Origin of the sequence: Corynebacterium sp. CNJ-954 (assembly GCF_001942345.1) — a bacterium.
In the GTDB taxonomy this organism is placed as follows: Bacteria; Actinomycetota; Actinomycetes; order Mycobacteriales; family Mycobacteriaceae; genus Corynebacterium.
On sequence record NZ_MKKI01000046.1, the window covers coordinates 121,669 to 139,968 of the forward strand.

Here is an 18,300-nt window from a genome sequence, read left to right on the forward strand (position 1 = left end):
GCGGCGGCGGTGTTGGGAACAGGACGAACGTGCAGGGTAGTCTGGTCGCCATGGCAGGAAACGACAAGCGCCGCGGCGCGGTACGTAAGACGGCGCGCAAGGGCTCGGACAAGGGCTCCGGCGGCACCCGGCGACGGGGGCTCGCCGGCAAGGGGCCGACGCCGAAGGCGGAGGACCGCGTCTACCACGCGAAGTACAAGGCGAAGAAGACCAAGGAGCGACGCGACTCCGGGCGCCAGAACCCCCGGGACACCGACAATCAGCCGGAACTCGTCGTCGGACGGAACCCGGTGATCGAGTGCCTGCGGGCGGACGCCCCGGCCACCGCACTCTATGTCGCGGTCGGCACCGGCAACGACGAGCGGCTCTCGGAGGCGGTCCACACCTGCGCCGAGCGTGGTATCGCCGTGCTCGAGGTCAGTCGCGACGAACTGGACCGGATGACGGGCAACGGCATGCACCAGGGGATCGGCCTGCAGGTGCCGCCGTACAAGTACGCCGAGGTCGAGGACCTGATCGATGCAGTGCAGACCTCGGGTCGGCCGGGGATGATCGTGGTGCTGGACAACATCACTGATCCCCGCAACCTGGGTGCGGTGATCCGTTCGGTTGCGGCATTCGGAGGGCACGGCGTGGTCATCCCGGAGCGTCGGTCAGCCTCGGTGACCGCTGTGGCATGGCGGACCTCCGCCGGCACGGCAGCACGGCTGCCGGTCGCCCGTGCGACGAACCTGGTGCGCTCACTGAAGCAGTTCCAGCAGTCCGGGTACCAGGTTGTGGGGCTCGACGCCGGCGGTCAGCACACCCTCGACACCTATGACGGGACCACCCCCGTGGTTGTCGTGGTGGGGTCCGAAGGGAAGGGGCTCTCGCGTCTGGTGGGGGAGACCTGTGACGACATCCTGTCGATCCCGATGGCAGGCCGGGTCGAGTCCCTCAACGCCTCCGTTGCGGCGGGCGTGGTGCTCAGCGAGTTCGCCCGCCAGCGTCGCGTGGGGTGAAGCTCCCCGGAGGGGGAGGTTGAGGGCTCAGGTCGGAATCGGGGACGGACGCTGACCTGAGGGCTCAGGCTGTCATGCGGGTATATGCATGTGTGACGTGGGGCGTGGGGTCGACGATGGGACAGGTACAAGCCCGGAGGAGGGGCGCCATGTCCACCACATCTACCACCATATCCACGACACGAGATACGACCGCACAGGTACAGGGACGCGCACGCCGGATAGTCCGGTCGGCGTCCGCCTCAGCAACCGTGGCTACGCTCTGCCTGGGAATTGTGGCCTGCTCAGGGGACGGGGGAGAGGGGACGTACTCTGCGGTGGACGGCACCAGCCCCGCCACCGTCACCGAGACGATGGTCCCAGAGCACTCCGCTGTCCCCGAACCCGAACCCGACCCCGAATCTGAAACCGAACCGGCCCCGGAAACCGACCCCGTCCCAGAGCCCTGCAGTCTCGAGTCCCTGCATCGCACGGAGGGCATGGAGGCCCTCGACGTGCTCATCTACTGCGACGGTGCCTGGATGCGCGCCGGGCAGTGGCAGACCGACCACCTCCGGAACCTCGCATGGACAGGTGGCATGTGGGTGGAGTACCTGCCGGACGACACGACCCCCGGTACCGGTTACCCCTGTTACGACGCCGGACGCCTGGAGCAGGACGGTGTCCCTCCGGCGCTACGGGATCAACTCACGCTCTGTGAGTGATGCGGATCGGCGGGGAGCTCGGGCTGGCTGTGCCGCTGCCGTGATTCATCGCGGATCACCCGGCGGCCACGGGCCCAGCCGATGGCGCGGCAGGCAAGGTAGATCGCGAAACTGATCGAGGTGACGAAGGGGCTGACCGGCAGCCCCGGCTCCAGGGAGAGTATGAGCCCGCCAGCGGCGGAGGTGGTCGCGAACAGCGCGGACAGTACGACTGCCAGCAGCGGGTTCGAGGTCACCCGTACAGCCGCAGCGCCCGGGGTGATCAACAGGGCGAGCAGCAGCAGGGCCCCGACGATCTGGACTCCCTGGGAAGCGACGATACCGATGAGCACAGCGAATGCCGCGGCCAGCAGTTTCACCGGCACACCCGACGCCGCCGCCATGACCGGGTCGACGGTGGCGAACAACAGCGGCCGCCACAGTACGGCGACGGCCCCGACGACCAGGACCGCCATCAACGCCAGGATGCCCAGGGACGCGCCGGAGACGCCCACGATCTGTCCGGTGAGCAGCGCGTAGGCCTCCGATGTCCGGCCCGGGTACAGGTAGATGAACAGGACAGACAGGCCCATGCCGAAGGCGAGGACGACGCCGACGGTGGCGTCCTGTTCCTTCAGCCCGAGCAGGGCGAGTACGACGGCCGCCAGCACAGCGCCGAGAACCGCGCCCGTGGTCACACTGACCCCGAACAACAGTGCGGCTGCGGCACCCATCAGCGCCAGCTCCCCGGTGGCGTGGGCGGCGAAACTCATCTTGCGCATCACGATCAGCGGAGCAAGAGCACCGGAGACCAGGCCGAGGAGCAGCGAAGCCATCAGGGCGTTCTGGACGAAGTCGACCTGCAGCAGGTCCCAGGTGCTCACACGACCACCATCCGTCCGTTGACTTCGGCGACGTCCACGTCGGTGCCGTAGAGCCGGGAGAGCACCGGGCCGGTCATGACCTCGTCCACGGCACCGGTGACGTGTCCGTCCGGGCCGAGGTAGAGCACCCGGTCGGTCACCGACAGAACCGGGTTGATGCTGTGGGTGACGAAGATGACGGCGGTGCCGTACTCCCGTCCACGTCGGTCGAGTAGCTCTACCGCGGCCCGTTGGGCCGACAGGTCGAGACTGAGCAACGGCTCGTCACAGAGGAGGAGTTCAGGGTCGGTGGCCATGGCCTGGGCCTGCCTGACGAGTTGCTGTTGACCACCGGAGAGCGTACCCACCCGGCGGTCTGCCAGACCTGACGCGCCGACCTCGGCGAGCGCCGCGTCGATGGTGGAGCGGCGGGGACGTCGCCGTGACATCGTCCCGTGCTCGATGGACAGTCCCACAAGGTCACGGACCCGGATCGGCAGATCGGTGTCGAACATGCGTTGCTGGGGGATGAAGCCGATCCGGTCGGGTGCGCTGACACTGCCGGATGACAGGGGACGGGTCCCTAGGACGGCATTGAGCAGGGTGGACTTCCCCACCCCGTTGGGGCCGAGGACGGTGAGGAACTCTCCGGGTTCGACACTCAGGGTGAGGTCGTGCCAGAGGGGGTCGACGCTGGCGCCGGTGAAGGTCAGGAGGGACATCTAGCTGAGCGCATCCTCGAGGTCGGTGATCGCGGCGTCGACGTAGTCGGCGAAGTCCTCGTCGTTGTCCGGGGTCTCAGTGACGTTGACGACCGCCACGTCCTTGTCCTCGGCGGCGTCGGTGAGCTGGCGGGACGCCTGGCTCTCGGACTGGGTGTTGGTGATCAACGCGTCCGCCTCGCCGTCGGTGATGAGATCGCGGGTCGCCGAGAGATCGGCCACGGACGGCTCACCTTCGTTCAGGACGGCCCGGGCGAATCCTTCCGGTGTGACGTCGTGGACCTCTGAGCCGCGGAGCAGGAGACCCGCCACGGGCTCGGTGAGCACGACGTGGGAGTGGGGAAGCTCGGCGATCCGCTGGCGGAACCCGTCGGTCATCTCGTGGACACCGGTGGCTTCCGCCGGGAAGCTGTCGTCGAGGCTGTTGAGGTGGGCGGCGAGACTGTCGGCGAACTCGGTGACGCGGTCCATGTCGAACCAGACATGCGGATTGTCCTCGCCTTCGAGGATGCCGCTGCCGTGATCGTGGTCGGCGTGGTCGGCGTCCTGGGCATGGTCGCTGTCAGTACTGTGATCGCCGTGATCGTGCCCCTCAGCAACCGGGGCGGCGGTGATGACCTCGGCATCGTCCCCGGCGTTGTCGGTGAGCCAGTTGTCGTAACCGGCCCCGTTGCCGACGACGATGTCGGCGTCCCGGATGGTGGAGATGTCCCGGGCGGTGGCCTCGTACTCGTGGGGGTCGTCGTCGGTTCCCGAGAGGATGGTGTCCACCGTGATGTCGTCGGTGTCGGTGGCGCCGTCAACATCCGCCGCATCGTCGATGACCTGTTGGGCGATGTCGCCCCAGGTGGAGGTGGACGCGACGATACGGATGCCGCCGTTGTCGGCGGACGCACTGTCTGCACCGCCTGCACAGGCGGTGAGGCCGAGAGTCAGGGCGGTGGCCCCGGCCAGCGACAGGGCGGCGGCGGTACGGGTGGCGGATCGACGTCGTGACATGAGGACGACAGTAGTCCTTGTTGGTAACGCTTGCCAATTAGGGTTACGTCAGTCACGGCCGGAACCGTCGACTACCATGGTCGTCGTGAATCGCTCCAGTAACCAGGGTCGGCAAGGCAGACAGGGCCGGAGGGGCACCCTGGCCTCCATCGCCGCGGAACTGGGTGTCTCCAGGACAACGGTATCCAACGCGTACAACCGTCCGGAGCAGCTCTCTGTCGACCTGCGCGAGCGCATCATGCGCACCGCCGAGCGGATGGGTTACTCCGGTCCGGACCCGACGGCCCGCTCCCTGCGGACCCGTCGCGCCGGTGCCATCGGTGTGCTGCTCACCGACGACATGACCTACGCTTTCGAAGACCAGGCGTCCCTGGAGTTCATGTCAGGGGTCTCCGAGGCATGCGTGGGCATGGACACTTCAATGCTGCTGATCCCGGCGGGCGCAGAGACCGCCGAGGAGGACCGTCCCGCGTCCCTGGTGAACCAGGCGGTCGTGGACGGCTTCATCGTCTACTCTGTGGCCGCGGACGATCCTTTCCTCACCTCGGTGACCAGCCGCAACGTCCCCACGGTGATCTGTGACCAGCCCGCCGACGACCACGGCGTCAACTTCGTCGGCATCGACGACCGTGAGGCGATCCGCCCGGCCGCACAGGCACTGGTGGACGCCGGCCACCGTCATGTCGGCATCCTGTGCATCCGCCTCGACCGCCGTCCGAACAACGGGCCGGTGAGCGCCGGGCGACTGGACAAGGCGCAGATGCACGTCCAGAGGGGCCGTGTCCTCGGAGCACTGGCAGTGCTGGAGGACGCCGGGATCAGCAGGGAGGACGTCCCGGTCATCGAGCGCCACATCAACAACCCCGACACCGCCCGCAGCGCGGCCGCCGAACTGCTGGAGAACTACCCCGATCTCACGGCGGTCATCTGCACCACGGACAGCCAGGCTCTCGGGGTGCTCGACTACGCCGACGACGCGGGTATCGACGTACCCGGTGATCTGTCGGTGGTCGGGTTCGACGGCATCGCGCGTGCGCGGTTCCGCGGTCTCGCGACCGTGGAACAGCCCAACCGTGAGAAGGGGTTCACCAGTGGCAACGTACTCGCCGCACTGATCGGCCGGAACACCGAAGCCACGCGCCGGGAACCCGCGACCGAATGGGCGGAGCCGGAGTCACGGATCATTCTCCCGACGCGTTTCCTTCCGGGGCGGACTGTCGGTCCTCCCGCAGCTCGCTGACCGCGGCCACCGACGCGGCGTCGACGACCCCGCCCTCGCGGTCTCCCTGGCGGAGAAGCCGGGCCTCGGCGAGACGTGCGAGGGTCTCAGCCATCGCTTCCGGGTCAGAGAGACGTCGGTGGGCGGCGGTCTCGCCGTCGCCGATCCGGATGCCTACGTCGGGACGGCCCGGGTGCCCCCCGTCCCCGGCAGGTGTGAGCCCCTGCTGGTCGAGAACGCGCAGGGCTGTCTCGTCGGTGACGTCGTCCCCGGCGAAGACGACGGCGTCCGGCTGCGTCCGGTCGATGTACGCCTCGAGGTAGCTGCCTTTGGTGACCGGTGACACGGACACCTCGACGATGTCCTTGCCCGGGGTCACGGTGACACCGTCGAGTTTCTGGGCGGCGAGGCGGAACTCCTCGTAGGCGGTCAGACCGGTCCGCCGGTCTGCGGCTCCACGGATATGCAGACCGACCGCGAACGGTTTACGCTCCACCCACATCCCGGAATCCCGGGTGGCGAAGTCATCGGCCATCCCCGCGAGTGTGGAGAGCAGGGCACGTTGGTCATCGTCGAGACCGGAGCTGGTGGCGTCGGCCGGTTCGGCACCGTGGCTCCCGACCAGCAGGATGTCACCGGGGGAAGGAGAGGCCACGGCGGTGACCTCGGCGACGGGTTCGAGGATCTCGAGGTTGCGTCCGGAGAGCAGCATCACGGTGGTGCCCGCACAGGTGGCGAGTCGGTCGAGGGCATCGCGCGCCCCGGGAACCATCCGGACGGACAGCGGGTCGGTGGAGAATCCGGCGAGGGTGCCGTCGAAGTCGAGGGCGACGAGCAGGTGCGGGACCTCAGCGAGGTACTGGACGTCGTCGGTGGAGACGGTGGGCAGGGGGCCGGTGGTGACGGAGTCGTCGGTCATGCCGTCCAGCGTAGCGGCGCCACGTCAGGGCGTCGCGAGGAACTCGACGAATCGCCCGGTCTGCCAGTTCGACGGGTCGTCATCGGTGCGGGTCAGCCGGAGTTCGTCCTCGCTGGGGGTGCTCCACCGCAGCGTGGGAGCCTCCCCGTCACCTTCGCCACCTTCGCCACCTTCGCGATCAGCGGCACCCTCGCCCAGAAGGGCCACGAGACGCTCGGCCAGCGAGGAGTCATTCGGCAGGCACTCGGTGCCACCGGATTCACCACTGATGTCACGGGCGCTGAATCCGGGGAAACGGACCCGGTCGTTGTCGAGCCACTCGACGTCGCCGCTCAGCGACATGCATCCAGCCGCCCCGGTGACCGTACTTCCGCCCAGCGCAAGCCACGTACGGGCCTGGTCGGTCTGGGACAGCGAGGAGGCCACCGCGGTGCCGGAGTCGGCGAGATCGGCGTCCTCCACACGGCCGACCTGCCAGCGTATGTCCGCCAGCTCGCCGGGGATGTCGGACCCGCAGGAGGCGAGCAGGACGCTTCCGGTCAGGACGACGCCACCGAGTGCTGTCCGTAGGGCCCCGCGTGTCAGGCGCTGGCTCACTCGTCCACCGTGCCTGCGTCGGAGTCGGGGTCGGAGTCGGTGCCTACGCCGGTGTCTGGGTCGGCGCCGTCGAGCACGCCGGGGTCCAGCACGGCGAGGAAGCGACGGGCCCAACCATGCACGTCGTGGGACCGGACCTCCTCCCACATCTCCTGCATGCGGGCCTGTTTGTCGTCGTCCGGCGAATCGATGGCCTTCATGATCGCGGCGGCGGTGGACTCCACGTCGTAGGGGTTGCACAGGTAGGCGTTGGGGAGCTGGGTCGCCGCACCGGTGAACTCACTGAGCACCAGGGCCCCGGAGCCGTCGGAATGACTGGCCACGTACTCCTTGGCGACGAGGTTCATCCCGTCCTTCAACGCGGTCACCAGCATCACGTCCGCTGCGGCGTAGAGGGAGACCAGCTGGGCGAACGGCATGCTCGCGTGGGAGTAGTGCACCACGGTGTGCCCCAGACTGCCGTAGGCGCCGTTGATACGCGACACCGTGCGCTCCACGTCTTCGCGGGTCCGGGCGTAGGAGTCGAGGCGTTCCCGGGACGGGGTCGCGACCTGGATGAGACAGACCTCGTCCGGATTAAGCAGCCCCTGGCTGAGCAGCTGCTCCAGAGCCTTGAGCCGCTGATGGATGCCCTTGGTGTAGTCCAGCCGGTCCACCCCGGCGAGGAGGATCTTCGGCGAGCCCACGCGTCGACGCAGGGCACTCGCCGCAGACACCGTCTCCGGGGCCGTGGCCTTGGACTGGACGCCCTCGGTGTCGATGGAGATCGGGAACACACCGACCTTGACCTCGCGGCCGTCCTCGGTGCGCACGGTTCCGGCGACGGCATCCCGCCGTGGCAGGCGGGCACCGCGGATGTAGGACACGCCGGACTCGTCGGTGCCGGCTGCACCGTCGTCGGTGAACGTCCCCTCGCCGTCCGCGCCGCAGGCGTCACCTTCGCCGACCTTGGCGAAGGTCACGTCCCCGCCGAGTGCGCGCAGCGTGTAGAGGAAGTTCCAGGCTGAATCGGGGGTGTGCAGTCCGATGAGGTCGGCGCCGAGCGTGCCCTGCAGGACGTCCCAACGCCACGGGAGCTGACGGAACAGTTCCGGGGCGGGGAAGGGGATGTGCAGGAAGAAACCGATCTTCAGGTCCGGTCGCAGTTCGCGGAGCAGACCGGGGACCAGGTGGAGCTGGTAGTCCTGCACCCAGACCGTGGCACCGGGCGCGGCGGCCTCTGCGGCGGCCCGGGCGAAACGTTCGTTGACGGTGCGGTAGGCGCGCCACCACGACCGGTGGAACTCCGGGTGGACGATCAGGTCATGGTAGAGCGGCCATAGTGTGTCGTTCGAGAACCCCTCGTAGTAGGTCTGGAACTCCGAGGTCGTGATGTTGACCGGCACCAGCGAGATGCCGCCGTCCATCTCCGGGAGATCCGAGACGTGGACTTCCTCCTCCGGGGAGTCCGCCGTGGCACCGGGCCACCCGACCCAGCTGCCCTGGCTGCTCTCCAGGACGGGACGCAGGGCGGTGACCAACCCGCCGGGGCTGGGCGACCAGGTCACCCTCCCCTCCCGGTCGACGGACCGGTCCACCGGCAGCCGGTTGGCGACCACGACCATGTCACTTGTGGGAACAGTCCCCGCCGACGACTCTCCGTGGGCGTCGTATGTTCGGTCATCTCCGGCAGTCACGGCGTCGTCTCCCCTTAGGGTGCTCGAGGGTCGGTGTTCTCGGGTATGTGGTCGCCAGACTACTCGCCGGTGGTCTTCTTCGCGGCTGCAGACTTCGTGCTCTTCGTCGCCGTGGTTTTCTTGGCTGCGGCCTTCTTCGCCGGTGCCTTCTTGGTCGTTTTCTTGGCTGCGGCCTTCTTCGTGGCCTTCTTCGCAGCCTTGGGGTTCTTCGCCTCTTCTTCGGCGGCGGCGTCCGCGGCGACCTTGCGGTGGATGAGCCCCTCCGGCTCGACGCCGAGCATGCACATCAGCGTGGCGGCGTCGAGGAAATCATCGGCGTAGGTGGCGACGATCCGCTGCGCGGCCTTCGCGGTCTCCTCTTCCACGGTGTGCAGGGATTCTGCGCTGGTGGTGTGGTTGTCGCTGACCTTCGGCGGCACTGATTGCTCCCTTACAAGACGATACGGCGTAAGAGTTCAGTCTAACTCCCCGAACCGTCCCGCGCACTTTCCCGGTCCCGCTGTCTCTGGTGGGAACGGCGGGGGTCGGGGAGCCATGGTGTTCCCCCACGTCGCTGGCGCAGGACATTCCAGTGCATCGGCGGCGTGACCGATCCGCCCGGGCGGCGTCCGCGGGACCGACGTGCCGGAGGACGGCGCAGGTCGTTGTACCGATACAGGATCCGGGGGCGACGCAGGCGACGGGCGATCCACTCGCCGAGGACCACGCCGGCCGCCAGGGCGGTGGCCGTGGCCAGTGCGATACCCAGGTTCGAGATTCCGACGACGAACTGGTCGGTCAGCATCGAGTACATCCCGCGGTACAGGGCGAGGCCGGGCAGCAGGGGGGTGATGCCGACGATTGCGGTGATCTGCGGCGGAATCAGGTAGCGGCGGGACAGCAGGCCACCGGCCAGACCGACGAAGGTGGCCGTGATGCCCGCGGCGGTCACATCCCCGGTGTCCAGCTGGACCTGCAGGAACCGGTACAACGAGTAGGCCACCAGCGCGGTGAACGTGGCGACCACCAGCGCCCGGCGCTCGCAGAACGAGGCGATGGCGAAGAACATCGCCGCCCCGACCCCGCCGAGGATCTGTACGGCGGCACCGCCGAACGTCCCCTGGGTGCTGGAGGTGTCGATCGGCGGCAGGGTGATGCCCAACCGGCTGGTCAGCATCAGGCCCATGGCGATGCCGGAGATGATGCCTCCGGTCATCAGCACCGTCTCGAAGAACCGTGCCGAGGACGTGACCGGTGCGCCGGTGACACCGTCCTGCAGGGCCTGGACCAGGGTCAACCCGGCGAGCATGGCGACGATGCAGGACGCGATCACCAGTGACGGTGACAGGTAGTGGTCCAGCGCCCGGGCGAAGCTGAACGTGAGGGCGGCGGGGATGGTCGCGATGATGCCGCCGGTGAGGTTCTGGAAGAACAACGGCAGGGACTTCGACGCCAGCCACACGTTCGTGGCCATGATGATGATCGACGTGATCGTGGCGATGAGGGCGACGAGAGGCTCGCCGCCGAGCATCAGTGCCACCGCGCCGGCGAACCCGCCCCACGCCAGCGTCGCCCACCGGATGCGGTAGGGCGGGGGACTGGTCTCGATGTCGGTGAGGATCTTGCGGGTGAGTTCGAGTTCGGTGGCGCCGTTGACGATGGACCGGATCAGGCGGTCGACTTCGGTGAGACGCGAGAAGTCGCTGTTGAGCGCGTGCACCACCCGGAAGGTGCTGATCGGGGTCGTCGAATCCGTCGACGACGAGTAGATGGTGATGGTGTTCAGGGTGATGTCGACGTGGCAGCCGTAGAGGCCGTAAGCCGAGGTGACCGCCTTGACCTGGGCCTTGGCGTCCGTGTTGCCCGTCCCGGCGGACAGGAGGAGGTCCCCGATGCGTGCGGCGGTGTCCATCACCAGATGGACCTGGGCGGTGTCGGTGAGGTCGACCGGGGCCAGTGGGGAGGGAGGCGGAGCGGTGCGGATCGTGTCGATGGTCGACCTGTTTCCGCTGAACAGCATGGCGGACACCTTGTTCCTCAGTGACGTGAGGCGCTTGTTGTCGCCCCGGTCGTCGCCGCTGTACTCACCGCTCACTCGACTCCCCGTTCTCTCACCAGCCTGGTGCTGTCGGTCGTTCTTCCCGGCCACACTCTACGGTAGATGATCCTGATTCGATCAGGGGGCTGCGCTGCTGATAGAGTCGTCGGCTGAAACCCGGTGGCGACACCGTGGGCGGCGCTGATGCCGTCGGTTTCCGCTGGAGTGGCGCAATCGGTAGCGCAACGGTCTTGTAAACCGTAGGTTGCGAGTTCAAGTCTCGTCTCCAGCTCAACTACCTGCATAGATGCACAAGGTCCCGGAGACTTGATCGCCGGGGTCGCTAATTTACCGCTGGTTTTGCTTCGCTCCTGCCGCCCAGCGGCATTACAGAATCGACGCCACGTCCACCAGCTCGGGAAGTATGTAGAAGCGCTCTGTTACCCCGCCGCGGCGGTGTCCGGCAAAGCGGGAACACGCATCCAACCCGCCGCTCTCGGCGGTGGGCACCCCACCATCGAATCCCACTACGCCGCTCCTGTACGCCATTTTCCGGCCCTGAAACCCCTCTCCACTACCCGTGAAAGCACCCAAGGCCACGGCAACGGGGCGCCCGTCGCCGGGAATCCGGTGAACCATCCGGACGTCCTCCCGTTAGTGGCGCCTCAGCAGGGTCGTAAGCGCGGCGATCTGGGTCACCAGCGCCACCACTGGGTAAGAAGATGAGGTGCACAACCTCACTAACTTGGATCACGAAGAAATCCAGTCGCTACTATGATTCCTATGGCGCGCAGCAGGCACAGCAAAGATGGGGGAAAGATTTCCTGGGGAATCATATGTGCGTGGTTATTCTGTGCTGCGATCTTCTTGTATTCGCTGGTCGGGTTTTTGACGGGGCACTCCCCATTTGCCTCAGAGGCAGGCGTTGGAATGCTGCTGTCCGGGGGTATGGCTCTTATGGGGCTTACAGCGCTGCCGGTGTTTGATCGGTGGGACACGTCGACAACCTCAGCTATCCCGAACATCCCAAGGTGGCTTCTTCTCATCGCGGGTATGGGGCTCTGGTGCGCGGCGCCTCTGGTGTTACTGGCCGGTGGATACAGCTGGACCGATAGCCTGGGCAGCCGCTCGTGGCGCCGGTTGCCGGTGTGGTTGCTCGCGATGGGCGCCTGGGGTGCCAGCCTCTTGGCGCTGTCGGTTCCCGTTCGAGAGTTCCTCAAGAACAGTCGCCGCCGGTGACCGCAAAAAAGAGCAGCGGGACGATCAGCGCGCGAACGTCGATGGTTGGGCGCTAACGAACGAGGTTTCCGTGTCCCCCTGGGTGAGGGGTCAGTCCGTGCTGACCCAGGCACCCGGAATCTCGCCCACCTCAGCGAGGGTGCGCGGTTGATTGTCTGTGAACCGGGGCGCTGTCCAGCGGATCTGGCCCGCGGCTGCTTCGTGCACCTGGCCCGGGATGTTGTCCCCGGCCATGTAGTCCCACACCAGCATCATCGCCAGCTCTGCCTCGGTTAGGCGGTCATGATCGAGCAGCGGGCGGGCGCCCACTTCGTACCCGATGAGCGCCTCGCCCGCGGCGTGTACTGCGCGGAGGACGACGTGGAAAATACAGCCCTCGCCCAGCCATAAGGCAACAGGGGTGAGCTCGAATTCGGCATGTTCGTCCTGAATCAGTTCGAGCTTGGCAGAGATGATCGCGCGGGTGTTCGCCAGGTTCACATCGGGGGTCTCCTCTATCATGGCTCCCTTCTAGCCGTTCTGTAGCGAATGCGAAACCCCCTCCAGGTTCCAACGGACATGGCGGGGGTTGGGAGGGGGGTCAGTCGCGGTGTTCTCCGTCCGGAGTTCGCCGGTTGAACGGCTCCAGGTACGACGTCGCAAACACGACGGCATGGAAACCTGTCAGGAAGAAGATCAACCAGGAACCCGTCGCCACGAAAGTGTCATCGATAAGGGGCACGACGATGCAGAGGGCCAGCGTCACAAGGATGCTGCCGCGCAGGTACGTCTTCGCGGTGATGGTGACCGTGAAGAAGTTCGCGCGGCTTAGGAGGCGCAGAAAGACGGTCGCCATGAGCATCGCGAACAGGTAAACGCCTCCGAGGCCAGCGCCAGGCAACGCTTCCATCTCGGTCCTTTCCTAGCAGGGCGGGGCGGGAAGTGTCAGCGTATCTGACGCCGCCCCGCTGCGGGACGGTTAGCGCCGTTCCTGGCTGCCCAGAGCCTCGCCCTCAAAAGGCACGTCGGAGATCCGTGCGGTGGCCTCGCCCGTGGCCCGGAGGCCAGCCGAATCGAGGTCCAGGCTCGCGCTCCCCTCGAAGATGGGCTCGGGAGACTGCTCGGGCTCGGGCTCCTGGTCCTCAGGAGCAGGGGCCGGTGCTTCCTCCACCGGCTCGGGAGCCTCCGGCGCGGGTGCAGGTTCCTCCGCTACCGGGGCCTCGGGCAGTGGTTCCAGCTCATCGACCATGCCGTTCGCGTTGTTGTCGTCGGGAACGGCATCACCGTCGAGGTCCTCGAACTCCGGCGCGATAGCCGGATTCGGCATCGCGCCCGCCTCGAAACCAGCGTCGGGCAGCACCTCCGGGGCCACCTCCGGTGCAGGCTCCCGTGCCGCGCCGCCCTCCGCCGGGGCTGCGGGCTCAGCAGGCTCACCCTCCGCCGACGCACCATCCTCAGCGGGCGGTGCTTCACCACCCTCGGACGGCTCGGCGGTGTCCTCGGGCTCCTGGTCCCCGCCGTCACTGTGGTCCACGTCGTCGGGCAGCTCGGGCAGCTCCAGGCGGAAGATCCCGCTCTGCGGGGGCCGCAGTTCCAGAACCTCGCTCAGGGGCACGACCTCGCCGCTTTCCAGAAGAACCTCACCCTTGCCCAGGTAGAACCCGCTGCCCTTGGTGCTGATCACCGCATCCCCGGCGCGCGCCTGCGTAGGTTCCTCCAGCATCTCGCCGTAGCTCTCCAGCTCGATGCCGGCCTCGGCCGCCGCGTCGAGGATTTCCAGCGGCTCTTCTTCGGTTGCTTCTCCCACCAGGTTCATCATCTCCAACAAGCGGGGATCCGAAATCTTCACCTGGTGCTCTTCACCATCGATCATCACTGCGGTGTCCACTTCCTCCTGATTTTACGCCGTGGCAGGCACCGAGTCGGGATCCACCTTGCCGTCGCCGTCCTTGTCGAGAGGTTTCATGTCCGCACCCAGAGCCGTGGGCCGCGGCGTCGCAGCGCACGGTCCCGCGGCGGGCGGGGAGGTAAGCATGGCATCAGCAGACCTTGCCTCGGCCGTGTAAGGACGGATCATCGCTGCGTCGCGGCCGGAGGCGTTGCCCTCCCGGGTCTGCGACATGTCGCCCGCTTCGAAATCTCTCGTGAGGTGGGTCGCGGGATTCAGGAGAGCTTCATAAGGATCCGTCGTCTCAATGAGCCCAGCGCTCGGAGTGCTCACCGGCCCGGCCGGCATCGCCTGAGCCGCCGCGCCGGGGTCGAGATTCGGCATGGGGAAAGGCTGCTGCTGCGGGGCGTGCTGGAAGCTCGGCATCTGCGGGGCCGCCCCTCCGCTGCTCCCGCTGATCAGACCTGCCAGCTTCTCCGCGGCCTCGCGGGAGGGGCCACCGCTCTTGCTGCTGCTCTCCTCAGTGGACCCGGATGCCGGGGAGGAAGCGGCGGGGGTGCTGCCGCCCTGCTGCGGGGTGGATCCGCCAGCAGGTGCGGGGGGCGGGAGCGGGTGTCTCGCCACCGGCAGGCGGAGCCGCCGGGGTGAACCGCCTTCATTCCAACTTGCGTCGTAGTCACCGGTGGCGGGTCCAGCGTGGCGCTCGCCAGCATGGTTTCGGCCGAGATGGTCCCCTCCAGCGTGTCCCGGACGTCGCCCACCGCCTCCTCCAGCTCGCTCGTGATGAAATCGAAATTCGGGCGCGGCTCGGCGGCGGAGCTTCCCGAGGACTCCCACCGATCATGCTTTTCGGCGTACGCCTTGATCTGGGAGAAACCATCCTGGACGCCCGCCGCCAGGCTGCTGGAAATCGAGTTGTAGGCATCGCCGTTGCGTGCGAGACCCTGCCCGAGGCGCTGCACCGCCTCGCCCGTTTCGGTGAGGGTAGAGAGCGTGCCTGCGACCTCTGTCATGCGCTGGTCCATCGTGGGGTCACCGATGCCCTCACCGTAGAGCTTTTCGAGCGAGCTGCGCACGTCGGAGAGCCCCTCCGCAGCCTTTTCCCCCGCGTCTTCAGTGGCCGCCAAGTTGTGAAGGATCGGCCCCTCCATGAAAGAAGAGGCGGGTGCATCGAGGAGCTGGTTGACGTTCTTCAGGTGGCTGTCCTCATAGGATCGGATCTGCTCGTCCGCCTCGAAATCCCCGGTTCGCGGGAAGAATTCGGTCCCGCCGAGCTGGTGGGGCCCCACGCCGGGCTCCTTTGGATCGAAATCTTTCAGCGCCTTGTCGATGTTCCGACCGCTGATCAAGGGAGGCATATCTACGCTCCCGGGCTCCAGCGGCTTTACGTCCTTGTCCGACATCGCGCCGATCTGCTCACCGCCCTTGAAGACTCCCCAGCTCCCATCGGAAAGCGGCTCGACGGTCACGCCCTCGGCCGTTTCCGGGGCCTCTCCGTGCCATTCAGGGGTCACCGAGTACCGGAGACTTTTCGCCTGGTGAACGGCACCGCTGGTGATCTCGGCGGGTGCCCAATCACCGCCGTCCGTGAGGCGGAGCTTGTACTGACTTTCGGGATTGAATTAGAGGACTTCGGGCATGATGATCGCTCCTTATTCGGGTGCTCTGATGCCTTGAATTTTACCGGCCGAGATGACCTCACCCCTAACGAAAGTGCAGGTAAAATCCACATTGGTAGAGGGACTCGCTTCAGCGATTCGAGGAACACGAGAAAGTGTGATCGGTTACGCTGACTGTCATGGACTTCCGGGACTCCTACACCCCTGCCTCAGACGTTGGCCTGTCGGGTGCGTGGCGATGGCGCGTGTAACAACCCCTTGCGCCATGTAGCTCCCTGATTTTCGGAGATCTCCCGCATGACCAGCGCTGCGCTTTCACTCGCCGTGACCGTCTTTGTCCTGATAGCCGTACCCGGCCCCAGCAACCTGTACATCGTCGGCCAAACACTCGCCTCGGGTCGCCGTGCCGCTTTTCTCAGCGTAATCGGCAACACCCTCGGCTTCGCGGCTATTGGAGCAGCCGTGGTACTGGTCCTGGGTGAACTGCTCCAGCGCACGGACTGGCTTCAGGCCACGCTTGTCCTCGTTGGTGTGACAGTCCTTGCCATCCTCGCCGCCGTGTACCTGCGGGAGGCGCGTCGTGAATGGTCCGGTGCAGAGCAGGATCAGGAAACGGTGATGGTCTCCACGAGGTACCGACGTGCCTTTTTCAGTGGTTTCGTTGTCGGAGTCACGAACCCAAGGGTCCGATCTTGTTCGGCACCATCGTGCCCGGATTTCTTCCTGCGGATGCGGCAGCGTACCCGGCACTGATCTGGTTGGCGTTGATCCCGCTGGCGATTGGTCCGGTAGTGGATTCATTCTGGGTGATGTGTGCTTCTGCGGCACGTGGTTGGATTATGCGGGCACCCCGGGGTCTTGCAGTCATCAAAGCCGTGGGCGGGGTCATGCTGTTGTTCATGGCTGGCTACATGCTTCTGGTCGAGGCGTGACATCCCTCTTTCGAAGGCTTGCGGTGTGCGACCTGTATCGTCGGAACTATGACATTCCGGGAATTCTTCAAACTGCGGCCCAATGACCCCGACCCACGCCGTGCGAAGTTCGCCCGGCTCCATTCTCGGATGTCGGGAGTACTCGGAATCATGATTGGGGCAGTCGTGGCTGTCCTGTTCGATGGGCCGATTATTGCTGCCCTCTTGCTTGCCGTGGCCGCTGCTGTGGTGGGGTATGGCGTGATGCTGGTGATGTGGTACGCGCTATACCAGCGCGGTGAGTTTGAAGAATAATCTGCGGGTTCATGTAGCGTGCAAGGTATGATGGCCAACGCAACTCCGGTGAATCAGTGGCAGTCGAAGAATCCGTTGTGGTTCTGCGTGCCGTTCATTGCCAGCATTGTTGCGCTGTTTACCGGGCATGGTTGGTGGGCGTTGGGGCTGTACGTCCTGTCTTTGATCGCAGCGTCCGTCGCACATCCAGATACGCCGTTCAAGCGGACAGTGCTGTGCGTGCTCATCGCGCTCCCAGTGCTCTTTGGCCTTTTCGTTCTGTTGGCCCTCATGTCGTACGGGGAGCCGAGCATCGAGCCACAGAGCTGACTCCTCGGGTCGCGCTAAGACGCCCGCCCTCTATCGGCCCACGACAGCGCAAGAGAACCGGTCTTGTAGAGCAGCGACACTGCTGACCCGATCATGATCCCGGGGATGAGCATCAGCACGAACCCCCTGCCGAAGTCGGGGCCCGGTGTAGGCGTCAACGCCCATACTGTGACAGGCACGGTGATGACGACAATTATCGTCTCGATCCACACGTATCTTCTCCGTATGAAGATCAGCCCCAAGGTGACAAGAAAAGCATAGACGGACCAAGTTGCGCCGCGATCCAGCCACCGCGTCACGTCATCTGTGGTGGCTGATCCGTCCCTGACATTCAACAGCACGATGAGCGTTACAGCGATGACGAGCTCAGCGACGACAATCAGGATTCTAGGCATGTCTTCCTTCCTGCTCTATTCGTCATTATCGCTGTACCGCCCGGGCCGATGGCGCCTCTTTCTGAGCTCCTATGTCACAGCCCCGAGGTCCAGCGTCTCCGCAGATTCATTGAGTTCAACGGGAATCGTATTGTCACTGACCTCTACGCTGCTGCCGTCCCAATGGAAAGTCGCCGAACCTGGGATGTTCTTGTCCGCCGCTGCAGGTGCGTCACCGAAGAAGGCGTAGTTCACCCGCACTGTGCTGTCGTCGATACGATCGACTGACTCGATACGCCGGGCGAGAATCGGGGCAGGATCGGTGACGAGCTCGCCCTCTGCAAAGAGCGCAATGGTCTGACGGCTACTTCCGGCGGTGCCGTTCGAGCTCTCGGCTGTACCGTTGCCGCCGTTCAGCACCACCCAGGACAGCGGCATACAGGCGTCGGGTGCTTCGGACGGCGCCTCGTAGTGGAAGTAGCCCGTGCTCTCCGGTGACTCCGCGAAATGCGCCGGAATAGGTTCCTCCCCGGTCAGCGGGTTATCCACTGATTCGTCCTCGCAGGCATCGGTCGTGGCGTCACCGGAGGGGTCGGCAGGCGCCTCCGACGATGCGCCGTCGTCCTGTGCCTGGGTGTTTTCGACGGTGTTCGTCACGGTGTTCATCACCGTCTCGGTCTCGGCCGGCGTCTCGTCCTGCTGTGTGCACCCGGTCAGCAGGACGGCAGTACAACCGAGGGCAGCGAATGCGGCGATGTGGTGTCTGCGTAACGTGTCCATGTACGTCAGGGTAGTCGGGCTGTCGTGACAGGAAACCTCGGTGGGGAGTTTTCCTCGACGGCGACTGCCCTGGTTGCCGGGCCCTGTGGTCATACCCCGGGTGGAGACAGAGATCCGGCGAGGATCAGTCCGTAGACCGATGCCGGAGGGGTCGGCGAGCAATAGTCTTCTGGATGATTCAGCCACTTCA

At 66.0% G+C, this 18,300-nt stretch carries 22 protein-coding genes and 1 tRNA gene; 7 read left to right on the forward strand and 16 right to left on the reverse strand.

Annotated elements, in window-relative coordinates; translation table 11 throughout:
• Positions 1-50: 50 nt before the first annotated feature.
• Positions 51-1,001, forward strand: coding sequence for a 23S rRNA (guanosine(2251)-2'-O)-methyltransferase RlmB (gene rlmB, locus BJF89_RS17855; protein WP_075816392.1), 951 nt, complete (start codon positions 51-53; stop codon positions 999-1,001).
• Between the two features lie 149 nt (positions 1,002-1,150).
• The gene (locus tag BJF89_RS17860; protein ID WP_139312153.1) at positions 1,151-1,705 is read left to right on the forward strand and encodes a hypothetical protein; all 555 of its coding nucleotides are present in this window, start codon (positions 1,151-1,153) and stop codon (positions 1,703-1,705) included.
• On the opposite strand, the gene BJF89_RS17865 is transcribed toward BJF89_RS17860, so the two are convergent.
• Genes BJF89_RS17865 through BJF89_RS17875 form a run of 3 tightly spaced genes read right to left on the reverse strand, consistent with a single transcriptional unit; the run spans position 1,684 to position 4,268 of the window.
• The gene (locus tag BJF89_RS17865; RefSeq protein WP_255372747.1) at positions 1,684-2,520 is read right to left on the reverse strand and encodes a metal ABC transporter permease; all 837 of its coding nucleotides are present in this window, start codon (positions 2,518-2,520) and stop codon (positions 1,684-1,686) included. The two genes, BJF89_RS17860 and BJF89_RS17865, sit on opposite strands and share 22 nt — an antisense overlap.
• A gap of 44 nt (positions 2,521-2,564) precedes the next feature.
• Positions 2,565-3,269 carry a metal ABC transporter ATP-binding protein gene (locus BJF89_RS17870; protein ID WP_075816395.1) on the reverse strand — a complete coding sequence of 235 codons (705 nt, stop codon included), beginning with the start codon at positions 3,267-3,269 and terminating at the stop codon, positions 2,565-2,567.
• On the reverse strand, positions 3,270-4,268 hold the full coding sequence (locus tag BJF89_RS17875; protein WP_075816396.1) for a metal ABC transporter solute-binding protein, Zn/Mn family: 999 nt from the start codon (positions 4,266-4,268) through the stop codon (positions 3,270-3,272).
• Between the two features lie 76 nt (positions 4,269-4,344).
• Here BJF89_RS17875 and BJF89_RS17880 point away from each other — a divergent pair, with 76 nt between their 5' ends.
• Positions 4,345-5,508 (forward strand): LacI family DNA-binding transcriptional regulator, encoded by a 1,164-nt coding sequence (locus BJF89_RS17880; RefSeq protein WP_075816397.1) that lies wholly within the window; start codon positions 4,345-4,347, stop codon positions 5,506-5,508.
• On the opposite strand, the gene otsB is transcribed toward BJF89_RS17880, so the two are convergent.
• The 5 genes from otsB to BJF89_RS17905 all read right to left on the reverse strand — a co-directional run bounded on the left by otsB (position 5,450) and on the right by BJF89_RS17905 (position 10,753).
• On the reverse strand, positions 5,450-6,406 hold the full coding sequence (otsB, locus tag BJF89_RS17885; protein ID WP_075816398.1) for a trehalose-phosphatase: 957 nt from the start codon (positions 6,404-6,406) through the stop codon (positions 5,450-5,452). The genes BJF89_RS17880 and otsB overlap by 59 nt on opposite strands.
• 24 nt (positions 6,407-6,430) lie before the next feature.
• Positions 6,431-7,003 carry a hypothetical protein gene (locus BJF89_RS18745; RefSeq protein WP_075816399.1) on the reverse strand — a complete coding sequence of 191 codons (573 nt, stop codon included), beginning with the start codon at positions 7,001-7,003 and terminating at the stop codon, positions 6,431-6,433.
• On the reverse strand, positions 7,000-8,607 hold the full coding sequence (locus tag BJF89_RS17895; protein WP_083651103.1) for a trehalose-6-phosphate synthase: 1,608 nt from the start codon (positions 8,605-8,607) through the stop codon (positions 7,000-7,002). Before BJF89_RS17895 ends, BJF89_RS18745 begins: the two co-directional genes overlap by 4 nt.
• Before the next feature lie 131 nt (positions 8,608-8,738).
• Complete coding sequence (locus BJF89_RS17900) at positions 8,739-9,098, reverse strand: hypothetical protein (protein ID WP_075816400.1); 360 nt, start codon at positions 9,096-9,098, stop codon at positions 8,739-8,741.
• Positions 9,099-9,139: 41 nt separating this feature from the next.
• A complete protein-coding gene (locus BJF89_RS17905; protein WP_369803775.1) occupies positions 9,140-10,753 on the reverse strand; it encodes a threonine/serine exporter ThrE family protein in 1,614 nt (537 codons plus the stop codon).
• A 162-nt stretch (positions 10,754-10,915) separates the two neighbouring features.
• Here BJF89_RS17905 and BJF89_RS17910 point away from each other — a divergent pair.
• A tRNA-Thr gene (locus BJF89_RS17910) sits at positions 10,916-10,988 on the forward strand.
• Between the two features lie 95 nt (positions 10,989-11,083).
• Here the strand turns inward: BJF89_RS17910 and BJF89_RS18965 are convergent.
• The 6 genes from BJF89_RS18965 to BJF89_RS17945 all read right to left on the reverse strand — a co-directional run bounded on the left by BJF89_RS18965 (position 11,084) and on the right by BJF89_RS17945 (position 15,271).
• The gene (locus tag BJF89_RS18965) at positions 11,084-11,224 is read right to left on the reverse strand and encodes a hypothetical protein (RefSeq protein WP_158026098.1); all 141 of its coding nucleotides are present in this window, start codon (positions 11,222-11,224) and stop codon (positions 11,084-11,086) included.
• Positions 11,225-12,025: 801 nt separating this feature from the next.
• A complete protein-coding gene (locus tag BJF89_RS17925) occupies positions 12,026-12,436 on the reverse strand; it encodes a hypothetical protein (protein ID WP_075816403.1) in 411 nt (136 codons plus the stop codon).
• Positions 12,437-12,515: 79 nt separating this feature from the next.
• On the reverse strand, positions 12,516-12,824 hold the full coding sequence (locus BJF89_RS17930) for a hypothetical protein (RefSeq protein ID WP_075816404.1): 309 nt from the start codon (positions 12,822-12,824) through the stop codon (positions 12,516-12,518).
• Positions 12,825-12,893: 69 nt separating this feature from the next.
• Entirely contained in the window at positions 12,894-13,802 is a 909-nt protein-coding gene (locus tag BJF89_RS17935) for a hypothetical protein (RefSeq protein WP_075816405.1), read from the reverse strand.
• 12 nt (positions 13,803-13,814) lie between these two features.
• Complete coding sequence (locus tag BJF89_RS17940) at positions 13,815-14,228, reverse strand: hypothetical protein (protein ID WP_075816406.1); 414 nt, start codon at positions 14,226-14,228, stop codon at positions 13,815-13,817.
• A gap of 32 nt (positions 14,229-14,260) precedes the next feature.
• Entirely contained in the window at positions 14,261-15,271 is a 1,011-nt protein-coding gene (locus BJF89_RS17945; RefSeq protein WP_139312154.1) for a hypothetical protein, read from the reverse strand.
• Positions 15,272-15,718: 447 nt separating this feature from the next.
• On the opposite strand from BJF89_RS17945, the gene BJF89_RS17950 reads away from it, so the two are divergent.
• From BJF89_RS17950 to BJF89_RS17960, 3 genes are all read left to right on the forward strand, one after another.
• Entirely contained in the window at positions 15,719-16,174 is a 456-nt protein-coding gene (locus BJF89_RS17950) for a LysE family translocator (protein ID WP_075816408.1), read from the forward strand.
• Positions 16,175-16,401: 227 nt separating this feature from the next.
• A complete protein-coding gene (locus tag BJF89_RS17955; protein ID WP_075816409.1) occupies positions 16,402-16,647 on the forward strand; it encodes a hypothetical protein in 246 nt (81 codons plus the stop codon).
• Between the two features lie 27 nt (positions 16,648-16,674).
• Complete coding sequence (locus BJF89_RS17960) at positions 16,675-16,956, forward strand: hypothetical protein (protein ID WP_075816410.1); 282 nt, start codon at positions 16,675-16,677, stop codon at positions 16,954-16,956.
• Positions 16,957-16,970: 14 nt separating this feature from the next.
• Here the strand turns inward: BJF89_RS17960 and BJF89_RS17965 are convergent, their stop codons facing one another.
• Together BJF89_RS17965 and BJF89_RS17970 are read right to left on the reverse strand one after the other, a co-directional pair.
• Positions 16,971-17,351, reverse strand: a complete 381-nt coding sequence (locus BJF89_RS17965) for a hypothetical protein (RefSeq protein ID WP_075816411.1) — start codon at positions 17,349-17,351, stop codon at positions 16,971-16,973.
• Positions 17,352-17,420: 69 nt separating this feature from the next.
• Positions 17,421-18,110 carry an LppP/LprE family lipoprotein gene (locus tag BJF89_RS17970; RefSeq protein WP_075816412.1) on the reverse strand — a complete coding sequence of 230 codons (690 nt, stop codon included), beginning with the start codon at positions 18,108-18,110 and terminating at the stop codon, positions 17,421-17,423.
• Between the last annotated feature and the right edge of the window lie 190 nt (positions 18,111-18,300).